This is a genomic window from Streptococcus cristatus, assembly GCF_003943535.1.
Classification (GTDB): Bacteria; Bacillota; Bacilli; order Lactobacillales; family Streptococcaceae; genus Streptococcus; species Streptococcus cristatus_L.
Window position 1 is genome coordinate 1 of sequence record NZ_RJPU01000006.1, and the last position, 15,617, is coordinate 15,617.

Here is a 15,617-nt window from a genome sequence, read left to right on the forward strand (position 1 = left end):
TTCTCGACCAACTTCGCACTAACGGAACTCACAGTTACCAAGCTACTGTCAAAGTTTATGGCGCCAAAGACGGCAAAGCAGATTTAAGCAATCTTGTTGCGACAAAAAATGTGACGGTTGACTTGAACGGCCTTGTTTCAAAAGAAGCAGTCAAAGATTCAGTCACTAAAAATATTAAAGACCATATCGACGTTCCAGCAAGCTATCTAGAAAAAGCAAATGTTCCTGGTCCATTCTTGGCTGGTGTTAATCAAGTTATTCCGTATGAAGCTTTCGGTGGAGATGGTATGTTGACGCGTCTCTTGCTCAAATCTTCTGACAAGGCACCTTGGTCAGATAATGGAACAGCGAACAATCCAGCCCTCTTGCCACTTGAAGGCTTAGCGAAAGGTCAATACTTCTACGAAGTGGATTTGAACGGCAATACTACAGGTAAAGACGGGCAAGCCCTTCTCGACCAACTTCGCGCTAATGGCACATATGCTTACCAAGCGACTGTAAAAGTCTATGGTGCTAAAGATGGAAAAGCAGATTTAACCAATCTCGTAGCTACAAAAAATGTAACTGTTAACCTGAACGGCCTTGTTTCAAAAGAAGCAGTCAAAGATTCGGTCACTAAAAATATTAAAGATCATATCGACGTTCCGGCCAGCTATTTAGAAAAAGCGAACGTTCCCGGTCCATTCTTGGCTGGTGTCAATCAAGTCATTCCGTATGAAGCTTTCGGTGGCGACGGCATGTTGACGCGCCTCTTGCTCAAATCTTCTGACAAGGCACCTTGGTCAGACAATGGAACAGCTAAAAATCCAGCTCTCTTGCCACTTGAAGGCTTAGCGAAAGGTCAATACTTCTACGAAGTGGATTTGAACGGCAATACTACAGGTAAAGACGGCCAAGACCTTCTCGACCAACTTCGCGCTAACGGCACATATGCTTACCAAGCTACTGTCAAGGTCTATGGTGCTAAAGATGGAAAACCAGATTTGACAAATCTTATCGCGACTCGTCAAGTAACGATTCAGCTTCGTGGAAAAGAAATGGCTACAATACCATCTCAAGAAGGTCAAATGAATATGAAACCTTCTACAACACCATCTCAAGAAGGTCAGATGAATAAGAAGCCTTCTGCAACAGATTCTATGAGTACAGCTGAGGGTACGAAGGAAGTAGATCATCGCATGACTGATGTGAAGGGGGAACACCTAACTTCTAAGCCGATGGCAGATACAATGAAAAAAAATGATAAGCCTACGTTACCCACAACTGGTGAAGCTCAAACAGCTACAGCTACCATTGGTTTCTTAGGACTAGCTTTGGCAGGAATTCTTAGCCTTCTAGGTTTGAAAGAAAAACAAAAAGATTAAGGTTCAAATCATTTAAAAAATACTAAAAATAGTGTTATACTAAAGCCAGTATAACACTGTTTTTATCAGGAGATTGGCAAATGGGAAAGACAATTTTACTCGTTGATGATGAGATGGATATTCTAGATATTCAAAAGCGCTATCTTATGCAGGAAGGCTACCATGTTTTAGTGGCTCGAGATGGCGTGGAGGGGTTAGATCTTTTCCGAAAGAAATCTGTTGACCTGATCATAACGGACATCATGATGCCGAATATGGACGGTTATGACTTTATCAGTGAGGTTCAGTATATAGCACCTGATCAGCCTTTTCTTTTTACAACGGCTAAGACTAGCGATCAAGACAAAATTTACGGTTTGAGCTTAGGAGCAGATGATTTTATAGCCAAACCTTTTAGTCCGCGTGAGCTAGTTCTAAGAGTCAATAACATTTTGCGCCGACTGCATCGTGGAGGCGAGATCGAACAAATTGAGCTCGGTGATTTGGTGATGAATCATGCGGTTCATGAGGCTCGCATCGGAGAGCATTTTTTGGAATTAACAGTGAAATCCTTTGAACTGCTCTGGATTTTAGCTAGTAATCCTGAGAGAGTTTTTTCAAAGACGGAGCTTTACGAAAAGGTGTGGCAGGAAGACTTCGTAGATGATACCAATACCCTTAATGTTCATATACATGCTCTGAGACAGGAATTGACCAAGTATGCCAGTTCAGACACTCCTGCCGTCAAAACTGTCTGGGGTCTGGGGTATAAAATGGAAGGAGCACGAGGTATAAAATGAAATTAAAAAGTTACATTCTAGTAGGGTACCTAATTTCTAGCCTACTAACGATTTTACTCGTTTTCTGGGCAGTCCAGCGAATGTTGATTGTAAAAAGCGAGATTTATTTCCTAGTTGGAATGACCTTGATTGCTAGTTTTATAGGAGCGGCAGTCAGTCTCTTTCTTTTATCGCCAGTATTTTCTTCCCTTCGGCATCTGAAAAAACAGGCTCAGAATATAGCTGACAAGGATTTTAGTACAGAGATTGACGCCAAGGGCCCTATCGAATTTCAAGAGTTAGGTCAGGCTTTTAACGATATGTCGCATAATTTGCAAGAAACGTTTGAATCGCTTGATGAAAGTGAACGAGAAAAAGGAATGATGATTGCCCAGCTTTCTCACGATATTAAAACTCCCATTACCTCTATTCAGGCGACTGTGGAGGGGATTTTAGATGGAGTGATCGAAGAAGAGGAGCAGATTCATTACTTGACCACGATTAGCCGTCAGACAGAGCGTTTGAATAAATTGGTGGAAGAGTTGGATGTTTTGACTCTTAATGCCCAGCCTCGAATAGAATCAGATGGAGAAGCTGAAATAGTCTTTCTAGACCAGCTATTGATTGAGGTCATGAGTGAATTTCAACTATTGATTGAGCAAGAGGAGCGAGACATCTACATTCAAGTGTCTCCTGAGTCAGCGAAAATTAAGAGCCATTACGATAAACTTTCTCGTATCTTGGTCAACTTGCTAAATAATGCCTTTAAGTATTCAGACCCTGGAACTAAAATTGAGGTCGTGGCTCAATTAACTGAGCAGATCTTGACAATAAGTGTGAAGGATGAAGGACAGGGTATTGCTCCTGAGGATTTGGATAAGATTTTCAAACGCCTTTATCGTGTAGAAACATCTCGTAATATGAAGACAGGTGGGCATGGTCTGGGCCTTGCTATTGCTCGTGAGTTGGCTCATCAGCTGGGTGGAGAAATAATGGTTGAAAGCCAGTGTGGCCTAGGAAGCACTTTTACATTTACTCTCAACCTAACATAAATCCACAGCAATTGGTATACGTTTTCAATTCTTGATTTAGCAAAGATAAAACCAAATTCAAGTTTTTCCAAATCGATCTCCCTATTTTTAGGGAGATTTTTATTTTATACTAGAGTCAGAAATTGATAGAGAGGTTTTTGAAATGGCAACAAGTTTTTTGTTCTTTATTTCTGTTTTTCTGGCAGGGATTCTTTCCTTTTTCTCCCCCTGTATCTTACCGCTTATGCCAGTCTATGTGGGGATTTTGCTGGATTCGGATCAGCCGAAAACGGTTCGGTTTATGGGAAAAGACATTTCCTGGTATGGATTGGCTAAGACTCTATGTTTCATAGCTGGTTTATCAACTGTATTCTTAGTTTTGGGCTATGGAGCTGGCGCTCTAGGACAAGTCCTCTATGCTCCTTGGTTTCGCTATGTTCTGGGTGGAATTGTCATTCTACTGGGAATCCACCAGATGGGAATCATCAATATCCAGCAGCTGCAAAAGCAAAAGAGCATCCAACTTAAAAAGAATAGTAAAAGAAGTGATTTTCTTAACGCATTTCTCTTGGGTATCACCTTTAGCTTTGGTTGGACGCCCTGTGTGGGACCTGTTCTGAGCTCTGTTTTAGCAATTGCTGCTTCTGGCGGTAACGGCGCTCTTCAGGGAGGCTTACTTATGTTGGTTTATACACTTGGATTAGCACTTCCATTTCTAGCTATGGCTTTGGCTTCTGGCTGGGTATTGCAGCGCTTTGCGAAACTCAAACCTTATATGGGAACGCTTAAGAAAATCGGCGGTGCACTCATCATCCTCATGGGAATCTTGCTTATGCTCGGAAATCTAAACGCTTTAGCATCGCTATTTGGATAAATATTATATAATTAAAGGAGAAATATCATGAAAAAAATCGCTACCCTTACAATCGCTGCACTTAGTATCTTTGCCTTGGCTGCTTGCTCCAGTCAAAAGTCAGACACTAATATGAAAAAGACTGATGATAGTAGCATGATGAAAAAAGATGATATGAAAAAAGATGACATGAAGAAGGAGAATATGAAAGACTCTAGCATGTCTGATGACAAGATGAAAAAGGATGAGATGAAGGACTCTTCTATGATGTCCGACAGTAAGTCTGACATGAAAGATGATATGAAATCTAGCGACTCAAGTATGAAGGATGACATGGAAGATTCATCAGAGATGTCATCTGATAAATAAAATTATCAATAAGGGTGGAAGTCGTCAGTTTTGTCGGCTTTCTCCTTATTTTGAAAGGAAAGAAAACGATGAAGAAACTATCGATTTTGACTGCCAGTCTGCTTTGTGTCGGCTTATTGGGAGCTTGCTCAAATCAGCAAATGAACTCAGAAGCTTCTAAAAATGATAAAAGTTCCATGACTAGTAAGGCAAATTCTAATCAAGCTACAAAAATGGCTAAGGACTTTAGTCTGCAAGGAGTAGACGGCAAGACCTACAAGTTGTCTGATTTCAAAGGCAAGAAAGTATACCTTAAGTTTTGGGCATCTTGGTGCTCTATTTGTCTATCCACTCTTGGAGATACCAATGATTTGGCTAAGGAGCAGTCTGGAAAAGATTATGTTGTCCTGTCGGTGGTGTCTCCGACCTTTAATGGAGAAAAGTCAGCAGATGATTTTAAGAAATGGTACAAGTCTTTGGACTACAAAGACTTCCCAGTTCTCATGGATACTAAGGGAGAATTACTGAAAGAATACGGTATTCGATCCTACCCATCTGCTCTCTTTATCAATAGTGATGGCTCCCTTGCTAAAACTCATGTGGGCTATATGAGCAAGGAAGATATTGAAAAAACACTGAAAGAAATCAAGTAGAAAGGAGTAAAGAGCATGGAAGGCAAATGGAAGATTTTTCTGGTTTTGTTTGGCTTGCTTGCCTGTTTTGGTCTATTTTTCTTAATCAAGGGCTCCATGTCTATTAGCCCAGCTCAGGCCAATATTGAGCAAATCAAGAAAGCCTCTATGAGCAAGACAGAAGTGACTAAACAGAAGAAAGAAGATGTCAAGGAAGAGGACAAGCGGGAGATTTATCTGGCTGGCGGCTGTTTTTGGGGAGTAGAAGAGTACTTTTCTCGCGTGCCAGGTGTAATAGATGCAGTATCAGGCTATGCAAATGGTAAGGGCGACACGACCAAGTATGAATTGGTCTCCCAAACTGGTCACGCTGAGACGGTAAAAATTACCTATAACGTAAAAAAAATATCTCTCAAAGAAATCTTACTTCACTATTTCCGCATTATTGATCCAACTTCTAAAAACAAGCAGGGAAATGATCAGGGTACCCAGTATCGGACAGGTGTTTATTATAAGGATGAAGCAGATTTGAATACCATCAATCAAGTTTTTGATGAAGTTGCTAAGAAATATGAGAAGCCTTTGGCTGTTGAAAAAGAGTCTCTGAAAAACTTTATCAAAGCAGAAGATTATCATCAGGATTACCTAAAAAAGAATCCTAATGGATATTGCCATATCGATGTCAATCAAGCTGCATACCCTGTTATCGAAGCTAGTCGCTATCCTAAGCCTAGCGATGAAGAGATTAAGGCTAAGCTCTCGCCAGAAGAATACGCAGTTACACAAAAGAATGACACAGAGCGGGCCTTTTCTAACCGCTATTGGGATAAGTTTGATGCTGGTATCTATGTGGATGTGGTGACAGGCGAACCTCTCTTTTCATCAAAGGATAAGTTTGACTCAGGCTGCGGTTGGCCGAGTTTCACACGTCCTATCAGTCCAGATGTTGCGACTTACAAAGAAGACAAGAGCTTTAATATGACACGGACTGAAGTTCGCAGTCGTGTTGGAAATTCTCATCTGGGGCATGTTTTTACAGATGGTCCTAAGGACAAGGGTGGCTTGCGCTATTGCATCAATAGTTTGTCAATTAAGTTCATTCCAAAAGCTGAGATGGAGGAGAAGGGCTACGGCTATCTTTTGGATTATGTTTAAGAGCATTTTGATTGAAAATTTGCTATAATAAATCCAGTAAAAATAAGGAGTTGAATCTTGTGTATTCAATTATGATTGTAGAGGATGAGTATCTGGTAAGACAGGGGATTGCGTCCTTGGTAAACTATGAGCAGTTTGGTATGCAAGTCATTGCCCGGGCTGAAAATGGGATAGAAGCTTGGAAGAAATTTCAGGAAAATCCTGTTGACATCCTGCTGACCGATATCAATATGCCACAGATGAACGGCCTCGAACTGGCCAAGCTAGTCAGGGAGCAGGCTCCTAAGTGCCATATCGTTTTTCTGACGGGCTATGATGATTTTGATTATGCTCGGACAGCCATTAAGCTAGGTGCAGATGACTATCTGCTAAAGCCATTTTCTAAGGATGATGTTGAGGAAATGTTGGCCAAGCTGCAGACTAAGCTTGATAAGGAGCGTAAAAAAGCTCAGATTCAAAACTTGGTTGATCAGGGACAGCACTCTGAGTTGGAAGAGGCTATTCATGCGCGTCTAGCTGATTCAGAATTAAGTCTGAAAAGTTTGGCTTTCCAATTGGGGTTTAGTCCGTCCTACCTAAGTGTTCTTATCAAAAAAGAATTAGGCTTGCCTTTTCAAGATTATTTGATTCAAGAGCGGATGAAAAAAGCTAAACTCTTACTCCTGACTACAGATTTGAAGATTTATGAAATAGCAGAGCAGGTTGGTTTTGAAGATATGAACTATTTTTCTCAGCGCTTCAAGCAGGTGGTCGGGCTGACACCTCGGCAGTTTAAAAAAGGAGAGGAGAAATGAAACGATATCCGCTTCTTATCCAGTTGATTGTCTATATTTTTCTGCTGGTCCTTTTACTTTTGGGGTCTGTTGGGAGTCTCTACTATCAGACTAGCTCGCAGACTATTCGGCAGCTGACAGAGCGAACGACGCGCAATAGCATGGAGCAAAGCGGGCAGTTTATTGCTTCCTATTTGCAAAAATTAAAACAAACCACCTCTACACTGAGCAAGGAAGAAACGATTCGTAAGTTTGCTCAGAATCAAGAAAGCAGCGAAACGTCAGTACAGGCTTTGATGAAAACCATTATTGCGACTGATCCGGATTTAGTGTCGGCAGTATTGGTTACCAAGGACGGGCGCGTGGTCTCGACAGATTCTCAAATCAGTATGCAGACATCCTCTGATATGATGAATGAAAAATGGTATCAGGAAGCTGTTCATACCAAAGCCATGCCTGTCTTGACCCCTGCTCGGAAAGAATCTCTGTCATCTGAGAAGGAGAAGTGGGTTGTTTCTGTCACTCAGGAAGTAGTGGATGAAGCAGGGCAGAATCTCGGTGTGTTGCGTCTGGATATCGGCTACAATAGTCTCAAAGCCTATCTGGATAGGCTTCAGCTAGGAAAGAAGGGCTTTAGCTTTATTGTCAATAGCCAGCATGAATTTGTCTATCATCCCAAGAAAAGTGTTTATTCATCCAGCCAGGAAATGAAAGCTATGCAGCCCTATATATCGGTCAAGGATGGTTATGCAGACCAGAAACAGGCCTTTGTCTACCAGATTGATATTGCGGACAGCGACTGGACTCTAATTGGCGTCGCTTCATTAGAGCAATTGCAGATGCTTCAGTCACAGATGCTTTATTCTTTTGTGGGACTGGGCCTTTTAGCACTCCTGCTGTGCTTGACTGGTATTTGGTTTGTTCTGCGTTTGTGGATTAAGCCTCTGCAGAATCTGCAAGCTGTTATTCTGAAAATTGGGGCAGGCGACTCAAACCTGCGAGCAGAAGCTAAGGGTTCTCCAGAGTTGGTTGACTTGGCTCAGCAGTTCAATAAAATGCTGGATCAAATCGAACAACTAATGGAAGCGGTTAAGACTGAAGAACAAAATGTTCGCCGCTATGAGCTCCGAGCTCTCTCGGCTCAAATCAACCCCCATTTCCTGTATAATACCTTAGATACGATTGTCTGGATGGCTGAATTTAATGACAGCAAGCGTGTTGTTGAGGTAACAAAATCACTCGCTCAGTATTTCCGTTTGGCGCTTAATCAAGGACACGAACAGATTGCCCTCAAAGACGAGATCGATCACGTTCGTCAGTATCTTTTTATCCAGAAGCAGCGCTATGGCGACAAGCTCCAATATGAGATTGAAGAGGATGAATCTCTAGCTGATTATAAACTGCCCAAGCTAGTACTTCAGCCCTTGGTTGAAAATGCCATCTATCATGGCATCAAGGAAATTGACCGACAAGGCGTGATTCGGGTGACATCAGCAGCAGAAGAGGGGCAGCTGATACTGTCTATCTATGATAACGGTCGCGGCTTTGATCTCCAAAATTCAGTGGACAAGACTCTCCCTCGCTTAGGTGGGGTTGGTCTGAAAAATGTTGATCAACGTTTGAGGTTGCAGTTCGGAGAAGACTACCATATGGAAATCCAGTCCGAACCAGGTAAATTCACCCAGATTTGTCTTTACTTGCCGCTAGTAACAGATGCTTAAGTTCGCTATCATTCAGTACTCAAGCCGGAAACTTTCCGGCTTTTTTGCTGTTTAGGAATGAAATAGGCCTTTTACAGACGGCTTCTCTGCTAAATTATACAAAGATGAGGATAGTGTAGCAAAATGTGGAAAATTTTAAATCGTTTGTTATAATAATATTGAAAACACATCTTAAAGGAGGTTGGGATGGAGTCTGGTTTATTTTTTGTTTCGGTCTTTTTGGCTGGAATTCTCTCGTTTTTCTCGCCTTGCATCTTTCCCTTGTTACCAGTCTACATAGGGATATTGCTGGATGAAGAAGAGCCTAGAGAAGTCAAGTTTTTAGGCAGAAAGATCGCTTGGACTGGTCTGATCAAGACCCTGTGTTTCATTGCTGGAATTTCTTTAGTTTTCTTTCTACTAGGCTTCGGTGCAGGATTCTTAGGAAGGGTGATTTACGATGAGAAATTCCGTTATCTGATGGGGATCATCATCATTTTGCTAGGAATTCACCAGATGGAGCTGATTAATATCAGGCAGTTACAATTCCAGAAAAATGTGGAATTTAAGAAGAACAGTCGTCGGAATGATTTTCTGTCAGCCTTTTTACTTGGTATTAGTTTCAGTTTTGGTTGGACACCTTGTATTGGCCCTGTCCTTAGTTCGGTTTTGGCTCTAGCTGCCTCTGGAGGAAATGGAGCTATCCAAGGAGCGCTCCTAACATTGGTTTATACTTTGGGAATGGCCTTACCATTTCTCATCTTGGCTTTAGCTTCTAGCTTCGTTATGCGCTATTTTTCAAAAATCAAACCCTATATGGGGCTAATGAAAAAAATTGGAGGAGCCTTAATCATTTTTATGGGAATCCTTCTCATGCTCGGGCAGTTAAATGCCTTATCAGGAATTTTTGGATAAAAGGAGAAAAAGATGAAAAAAATTCTTTCGTTAGTTGTTGCTTCGATAGCTTTTCTGACACTATCAGCTTGTTCATCTGATGAAAAGGGGATGGATAGTCAAAGCCAGTCCAGTACAAGTGTCCAATCGCAGGTTGCAGTTGGTCAGGAGGCACCGGACTTCACTCTTCAGTCGATGGATGGAAAAACTGTCAAGCTTTCTGATTACCGTGGAAAAAAAGTCTATCTGAAGTTCTGGGCTTCTTGGTGCGGACCTTGTAAGCGAAGTATGCCAGAATTGGTCGAATTAGCTGGTAAAAAAGACCGTGATTTTGAAATATTGTCTATTGTAGCACCGGGTCTCCAAGGAGAGAAGTCTGTTGAGGACTTCCCAAAATGGTATCAAGAACAAGGATATAAGGATGTGCCCGTTCTATTTGACACGTCTGGTGCAATCTTCCAAGCCTATCAGGTTCGCAGTATTCCAACAGAAATCCTCATTGATAGCAAAGGAAAAATTGGGAAGATTCATTTTGGAGCAATCAGCAACGAAGAAGCAGAAAAGGCCTTCAAGGAAATGAAATAAAATAAAGAAAAAGAATGGATGTAAAAATCCATTCTTTTCATTTTGTTCTGATTAAGCACTAGCGCCAGATGTTGCATCGGCATCTCCACCGCCGTGACCACCGCCAGTATCTGAAGCACCAGAAGTGGCATCGGCTGCTGCAGCTGCAGGAGCAAAAGGACCACTTCCTCCAACCAAGCGTTGACCAGTTGTTTTTAGATACCAATCTAGCCAAGGTTGGAAGTTGAAGACGATTTCGTTGATACCAGCGTAGGATCCGTCAGGATAGTACATTGCTTGGTAGTTGTGGGTATTGATAACACCTGCTGGTGAGCCCGGCACGATTGTACGAACGTACTCTTGATCACCGTTACGAAGAACACCAACTACCCATTCTACGTTCTTCATGCGAGCAGCAGGAAGAGAGTTGTGTAGAGTTGAGAGACGGCCACCTGATTGGGATGGTACACGTTTGGCAAACATAGTGTCCGGATCTTGATGAGCGTTGTTATAGTAAAGGAACTGGTTGTTATCATCTGCATAAGTCAATTCAAACGGCATAGCCTTTAAGAACATGTCGATTTGGTTAACAGTCAGGATACCATGGTCAAGCTTGACATAGGTATCGCCAGAAACAGCACCAACAGCTTTTGCAGCTTTTTCTACCCATTCTGGATCGTCAGGGTCAACTTCTGTGATGGTTGTTGCGATTGGGTTCGTGACATCTAAGTCTTCAGGAGCAATTGGTTTAGGTTTTTTCAATTTTGAGACTACCTCAACATATTTTACAAAGTTATCTAAGCAAGATTCAAGGAATTTAACAGTTCCTTCGTTTGTGATGTTGCCTTCATTATCAAAAGCTTCTTTCGCTTTACCAAGAAGGAATTCATTTCCTGGTAAAGTATAAGCATTGACACCTGGAGCATCCAAGATCTTACGCAAATGTACTTGGGCACGAGACGTTCCTTGGTCGTAGTAGGAAGCTCCCACAATCATGACAGGCTTGCTTTCAAATGGGTGAACTTCATAAGAGAGCCATTCAAGGACGCTCTTGAGAGCTGCTGTAATGGTGTGGTTGTGCTCAGGAGTGGCAATGATGACACCGTCAGCGCGTGTGATACGGTTGTACAAAAGGCGCAGCTGGAAGGATTCGTCCCATTTTTCATCTTGATTAAAGAGTGGAACTTCATCAATTTCCAAAACTTCTAATTCAAATTTCAGTTTAAATTGTTTTCTGATGAATTCTAGTAATTTACGGTTGTATGATTGGTCTGCATTTGAGCCGACAAGTCCAACAAATTTCATGTGATTCTTTCCCTTCTAGTACTTACAATTTTTCCCAGTCAAAGTTTTCAGCTTCTTGATGAAGAAGTGCTTGGGCACTTGATAATTTTTCTGTAATTTTAACAAACAAACGGAAGTCATCAAAAAGAGCGTCTAATTTTTGAATGGTTTCGAGGTCAATCAAGTCTCCATTTTTATCAAAGGCTTGAAGTGAGTGAGAAAGTAGGAATTCAGAACCTGGCATAACAGAAGCCTTGAGTTCTGGCGAATCCAAAATTTGACGGAGTTGTAGTTGGGCGCGAGATGAACCCAAAGTTCCATAAGAGGCTCCTGTAATCATCACTGGTTTACCAAGTAATGGATAGATACCGTAAGACAACCAAGCCAAGGCACTCATAAGTACAGCAGGAATAGAGTGGTCATATTCAGGTGTTCCAATGATAACACCATCAGCAGCTTCGATTTTCGCAGCGATTTCTTTAACGATCTCTGGAACTTGCATATCAGATGGTTTGTTGAAAATAGGAATATCTTTGATTTCAATCAACTCGATTTCTGCTTTATCAGCGAAATGTTTTTGCATGTACTGCAGGAGTTGGCGGTTGGTTGATTTCTTTGAGTTTGTACCAACTAGACCGATAAATTTTAACATAGTAGGTTCCTTTCTGGATTTAGGATAAGATTTCTGGGCTGAGACCAGATGAATAAAAAATTTGATGATTTTCTGTAATAACGAAGGCTTCGATTCCATTTTCTTGTTCGACTTTCTCTAAGATGGAAGTAGGGCTTTCCCCGAATAAACGGGTCGTCCATATTTCACCATCGACGGACTTTGATGAAACAATCGTGAGACTAGCTAGTTGATTGTCGATTGGGTAGCCTGTGGTGCGGTCAAAAATATGATGATAAACCCTGCCATCTACCTGCAGTTTTCTTTCATATATCCCTGAAGTCACGACAGACTGATTCTGAACGGACAGAAGAGCTAGGTTGTTTCCACGTGGCAAGCTTGGATTTTGAATGCCAATGCGCCAGTAACGATTATTCTTTTCATTTAGACCGATGGTTAAGATATTTCCACCAAGATTGATGAGGGCAGAAGTAACGCCTTGTCTCCGTAAGAACGCAGCGATTTTATCTGCAATATAACCTTTTGCAAGGGCGCCTAAGTCGATTTTCATGCCTTCCATTGTCAGAAAAACACTGGAGGCGGTTGCATCTAACTCGATACACTCAGGGTCAGTGAGTGACAGCGCTTGCTTGATTTCTTCTGGACTGGGAACTTTTGCATCTGCAAAGCCAATTCGCCAAGTTTGAATCAAGGGTCCCAAGGTAATATTGAGATGACTGTCCGGAGCGAGACTATGTTTTTTTCCCAACTCAATCAACTCAAACAAATCAGGATGGACACAAACGGGATGTTTACCGGCAGCGTGATTGATTTGCATGAGCTCAGAGCTGTCATCATTTGCACTAAAGCGCTTTTCATACAATCTTAGGAGAGAAAATACCTGGTCTAAAAGACTGTCGGCCTTTTCATGGAGAATCGAAATAGTGATAGTCGATCCCATTAAATGGATGGATCTAGAAATAAGATCCACTTTTATCACAACCTTCCCTATTAAATTTCTTAATCTTCTCTATTAGTATAACAGAAAGATACCGTTTTCACAATTGTAAATATATAATATTTTCAGAAAAATTGAAATTTCTTGTTTAAAATAAAAGTTATTTGCCAAATTTTAAAATAATTCTGAGCATATATCTTGTAAACGCTAACAGATACATGGTATACTAGTCTGGTAAATTAAATTTAAAGGTGGATTATTCTATGAGTAAAATCGTTGTAGTTGGTGCTAACCACGCTGGTACAGCTTGTATTAATACGATGTTGGACAACTTTGGTCATGAAAATGAAATTGTGGTATTTGACCAAAACTCAAATATTTCATTCCTTGGTTGTGGAATGGCACTTTGGATCGGTGAACAAATCGATGGTCCAGAAGGTCTCTTCTACTCTGATAAAGAAAAATTGGAAGCAAAAGGTGCTAAAGTTTACATGAACTCACCAGTTCTTTCAATTGACTACGATAACAAAGTTGTGACTGCAGAAGTTGAAGGAAAAGAGCACAAAGAGTCTTATGATAAATTGATCTTTGCAACTGGTTCAACTCCAATCTTGCCTCCAATCGAAGGTGTTGAAATCGTTAAGGGCAACCGCGAATTCAAAGCAACTCTTGAAAATGTACAATTTGTTAAGTTGTACCAAAATGCAGAAGAAGTCATCGAAAAACTTGCTGACAAGAGCAAACACCTTGAGCGCATTGCCGTTGTTGGTGGTGGTTACATTGGTGTAGAACTTGCCGAAGCTTTCGAGCGTCTTGGAAAAGAAGTGGTGCTTGTCGATATCGTAGACACAGTCTTGAACGGCTACTATGACAAAGACTTCACACAAATGATGGCGAAGAACTTGGAAGACCACAACATTCGCTTGGCTCTTGGTCAAACAGTTAAAGCCATCCAAGGTGATGGAAAAGTTGAACGCTTGGTAACAGACAAAGAAACATTTGATGTGGATATGGTGGTTCTTGCTGTTGGCTTCCGTCCAAACACAGCTCTTGCTGACGGTAAGATTGAACTCTTCCGTAACGGTGCTTTCCTTGTAGATAAGAAACAAGAAACATCTATCCCAGGTGTATACGCTGTTGGTGACTGTGCAACTGTTTATGACAATGCTCGTAAAGACACTAGCTATATCGCTCTTGCATCTAACGCTGTACGTACTGGTATCGTTGGTGCTTACAATGCTTGTGGACATGAATTGGAAGGAATCGGTGTGCAAGGATCAAACGGTATTTCAATCTATGGTCTTCACATGGTTTCAACTGGTTTGACTCTTGAAAAAGCAAAAGCAGCAGGTTACAATGCAACTGAAACAGGCTTTAACGATCTTCAAAAACCAGAATTTATGAAGCATGATAACCACGAAGTTGCGATTAAGATTGTTTTTGACAAAGACAGTCGCGAAATCCTTGGTGCGCAAATGGTGTCTCGTGACTCTGCAATTAGCATGGGAATCCACATGTTCTCACTTGCTATCCAAGAGCATGTAACAATTGACAAGTTGGCCTTGACAGATCTCTTCTTCTTGCCACACTTTAACAAACCATACAACTACATCACTATGGCTGCACTTACAGCTGAAAAATAATCAATGAAAGTCCCGATAAGGGACTTTTTTGTTACTTGTTTTATCGAGTTGAATTGTCAATACAATACAGAATGAGGCATATATATTATATGTTTATCAACTCGTACAATAATTAATAATCATTCTAATGAGTTTTAAAATTAGTTCTATTTTAGATTTTTTTGTTATACTAAGATGAAAATAAAATTTTAGAAAGTTGTTATATGAAGAAAAACATTGTTCTTTTCACTTTTCTCCTTCTGAGCGCAATCGGCTTGGAATACGAGACACAAGCTTATACCACTGGCAGTATGTCAGGTACTAGTTATGGGATTGTCGGACTGTCAGCCCTTTTAGCCCTGCTCTATATCATCCCAGCTCTGCTTTTGATCCGCAGCTTGGGTAAAAAATGGCAGACACCTGCATTTAGCCTTGAGCTTGCTCTGCTAGGTGGGCTATTCATTTCTGGATGGACGTCTGGCTTAGCCAATACTTATATCCACGAGTGGGTCAGCACGAGCTTTCCGAATACAGTGATTAGTTATCTGGAGAATGCCCTTGCAGCTCCGCTGGTTGAAGAGCCGCTTAAGCTTTTGGCAGTTGCTTTCGCTGTCTATCTAGTGCCAGTCAAAAAACTTAAAGGCTTTTTACTATTGGGAATTACAGCTGGCATAGGTTTTCAGATTAGTGAGGACTTTTCTTACATCCTTTCCGACCTTCCTGAAGGATTTTCCTTTACTATCTCTGGTATTTTAGGCCGTATCACTGGTGGGGTAGCTTCTCACTGGCTCTATACTGCTTTGACCACTACCGGATTAGCTCTGATGTTCCGATTTGCTAAGACTCAAAAGGTCTACTTTAAAGCTGGACTATTTTATTTCTTATCAGCTTTTGTTCTCCACTTCTTCTGGAACTCTCCATTGACTTCTATTGAAACGGATATCCCAGTCATCGTTCCTGTCATGACTGCTGTGGCTGTCTTCATTTTCTACCAAGCTTATCGAACAGCTGGCAAGATTGATCGAGAAGATTTGTCAATCTAAACACGAAACGACCTTCAAGGTCGTTTTT

Annotated in this window: 16 protein-coding genes; 13 read left to right on the forward strand and 3 right to left on the reverse strand. The window is 41.2% G+C overall.

Translation table 11 applies throughout. The features are described 5' to 3' along the window. From D8790_RS07930 to sdbB, 11 genes are all read left to right on the forward strand, one after another. The coding region (locus tag D8790_RS07930; RefSeq protein WP_125388222.1) for an SSURE domain-containing protein at window positions 1-1,364 on the forward strand (1,364 nt) is incomplete at its 5' end. A gap of 80 nt (window positions 1,365-1,444) precedes the next feature. Next, the gene (locus tag D8790_RS07935) at window positions 1,445-2,143 is read left to right on the forward strand and encodes a response regulator transcription factor (RefSeq protein ID WP_125371751.1); all 699 of its coding nucleotides are present in this window, start codon (window positions 1,445-1,447) and stop codon (window positions 2,141-2,143) included. Further along, the gene (locus D8790_RS07940) at window positions 2,140-3,174 is read left to right on the forward strand and encodes a HAMP domain-containing sensor histidine kinase (RefSeq protein ID WP_062004818.1); all 1,035 of its coding nucleotides are present in this window, start codon (window positions 2,140-2,142) and stop codon (window positions 3,172-3,174) included. The genes D8790_RS07935 and D8790_RS07940 overlap by 4 nt, the downstream gene beginning before the upstream one ends. Before the next feature lie 142 nt (window positions 3,175-3,316). Continuing rightward, complete coding sequence (gene ccdA2, locus D8790_RS07945; RefSeq protein WP_002897620.1) at window positions 3,317-4,027, forward strand: thiol-disulfide oxidoreductase-associated membrane protein CcdA2; 711 nt, start codon at window positions 3,317-3,319, stop codon at window positions 4,025-4,027. A gap of 27 nt (window positions 4,028-4,054) precedes the next feature. Continuing rightward, window positions 4,055-4,375, forward strand: coding sequence for a hypothetical protein (locus D8790_RS07950; RefSeq protein ID WP_125388223.1), 321 nt, complete (start codon window positions 4,055-4,057; stop codon window positions 4,373-4,375). A gap of 68 nt (window positions 4,376-4,443) precedes the next feature. Continuing rightward, entirely contained in the window at window positions 4,444-5,007 is a 564-nt protein-coding gene (locus D8790_RS07955; protein ID WP_062004823.1) for a TlpA family protein disulfide reductase, read from the forward strand. A 15-nt stretch (window positions 5,008-5,022) separates the two neighbouring features. Continuing rightward, window positions 5,023-6,141, forward strand: a complete 1,119-nt coding sequence (gene msrB, locus D8790_RS07960) for a peptide-methionine (R)-S-oxide reductase MsrB (protein ID WP_125388224.1) — start codon at window positions 5,023-5,025, stop codon at window positions 6,139-6,141. 59 nt (window positions 6,142-6,200) lie between these two features. After that, a complete protein-coding gene (locus D8790_RS07965) occupies window positions 6,201-6,935 on the forward strand; it encodes a response regulator transcription factor (protein ID WP_125388225.1) in 735 nt (244 codons plus the stop codon). Further along, entirely contained in the window at window positions 6,932-8,635 is a 1,704-nt protein-coding gene (locus D8790_RS07970; protein ID WP_125388226.1) for a cache domain-containing sensor histidine kinase, read from the forward strand. The genes D8790_RS07965 and D8790_RS07970 overlap by 4 nt, the downstream gene beginning before the upstream one ends. Window positions 8,636-8,821: 186 nt before the next feature. Beyond that, window positions 8,822-9,529 (forward strand): thiol-disulfide oxidoreductase-associated membrane protein CcdA2, encoded by a 708-nt coding sequence (gene ccdA2 / locus D8790_RS07975; protein WP_045496866.1) that lies wholly within the window; start codon window positions 8,822-8,824, stop codon window positions 9,527-9,529. Window positions 9,530-9,541: 12 nt separating this feature from the next. Further along, complete coding sequence (gene sdbB / locus D8790_RS07980) at window positions 9,542-10,093, forward strand: thiol-disulfide oxidoreductase-associated lipoprotein SdbB (protein ID WP_045496869.1); 552 nt, start codon at window positions 9,542-9,544, stop codon at window positions 10,091-10,093. A 51-nt stretch (window positions 10,094-10,144) separates the two neighbouring features. Here the strand turns inward: sdbB and D8790_RS07985 are convergent, their stop codons facing one another. From D8790_RS07985 to D8790_RS07995, 3 genes are read right to left on the reverse strand one after another with little or no spacing between them, the layout of a single operon-like run. Further along, a complete protein-coding gene (locus tag D8790_RS07985; protein ID WP_005589802.1) occupies window positions 10,145-11,377 on the reverse strand; it encodes an NAD(P)H-dependent oxidoreductase in 1,233 nt (410 codons plus the stop codon). Between the two features lie 22 nt (window positions 11,378-11,399). Next, window positions 11,400-12,008: an NADPH-dependent FMN reductase gene (locus tag D8790_RS07990; protein WP_005589803.1), complete on the reverse strand. Its 609-nt coding sequence runs from the start codon at window positions 12,006-12,008 to the stop codon at window positions 11,400-11,402. 19 nt (window positions 12,009-12,027) lie between these two features. Next, entirely contained in the window at window positions 12,028-12,957 is a 930-nt protein-coding gene (locus tag D8790_RS07995; protein WP_312023757.1) for an FAD:protein FMN transferase, read from the reverse strand. Between the two features lie 230 nt (window positions 12,958-13,187). Here D8790_RS07995 and nox point away from each other — a divergent pair, with 230 nt between their 5' ends. Continuing rightward, window positions 13,188-14,567, forward strand: a complete 1,380-nt coding sequence (nox, locus tag D8790_RS08000; RefSeq protein WP_125388228.1) for a H2O-forming NADH oxidase — start codon at window positions 13,188-13,190, stop codon at window positions 14,565-14,567. A gap of 203 nt (window positions 14,568-14,770) precedes the next feature. Beyond that, window positions 14,771-15,589: a PrsW family glutamic-type intramembrane protease gene (locus D8790_RS08005; RefSeq protein ID WP_125388229.1), complete on the forward strand. Its 819-nt coding sequence runs from the start codon at window positions 14,771-14,773 to the stop codon at window positions 15,587-15,589. The last annotated feature ends 28 nt before the right edge of the window (window positions 15,590-15,617 follow it).

Bases quoted from the DNA above. Each gene is read 5' to 3' on its own strand.
- D8790_RS07935 (WP_125371751.1), top strand. From the start codon at position 1,445: ATGGGAAAGACAATTTTACTCGTTGATGATGAGATGGATATTCTAGAT.
- D8790_RS07940 (WP_062004818.1), top strand. From the start codon at position 2,140: ATGAAATTAAAAAGTTACATTCTAGTAGGGTACCTAATTTCTAGCCTA.
- ccdA2 (WP_002897620.1), top strand. From the start codon at position 3,317: ATGGCAACAAGTTTTTTGTTCTTTATTTCTGTTTTTCTGGCAGGGATT.
- D8790_RS07950 (WP_125388223.1), top strand. From the start codon at position 4,055: ATGAAAAAAATCGCTACCCTTACAATCGCTGCACTTAGTATCTTTGCC.
- D8790_RS07955 (WP_062004823.1), top strand. From the start codon at position 4,444: ATGAAGAAACTATCGATTTTGACTGCCAGTCTGCTTTGTGTCGGCTTA.
- msrB (WP_125388224.1), top strand. From the start codon at position 5,023: ATGGAAGGCAAATGGAAGATTTTTCTGGTTTTGTTTGGCTTGCTTGCC.
- D8790_RS07970 (WP_125388226.1), top strand. From the start codon at position 6,932: ATGAAACGATATCCGCTTCTTATCCAGTTGATTGTCTATATTTTTCTG.
- ccdA2 (WP_045496866.1), top strand. From the start codon at position 8,822: ATGGAGTCTGGTTTATTTTTTGTTTCGGTCTTTTTGGCTGGAATTCTC.
- sdbB (WP_045496869.1), top strand. From the start codon at position 9,542: ATGAAAAAAATTCTTTCGTTAGTTGTTGCTTCGATAGCTTTTCTGACA.
- D8790_RS07985 (WP_005589802.1), bottom strand. From the start codon at position 11,377: ATGAAATTTGTTGGACTTGTCGGCTCAAATGCAGACCAATCATACAAC.
- D8790_RS07990 (WP_005589803.1), bottom strand. From the start codon at position 12,008: ATGTTAAAATTTATCGGTCTAGTTGGTACAAACTCAAAGAAATCAACC.
- nox (WP_125388228.1), top strand. From the start codon at position 13,188: ATGAGTAAAATCGTTGTAGTTGGTGCTAACCACGCTGGTACAGCTTGT.
- D8790_RS08005 (WP_125388229.1), top strand. From the start codon at position 14,771: ATGAAGAAAAACATTGTTCTTTTCACTTTTCTCCTTCTGAGCGCAATC.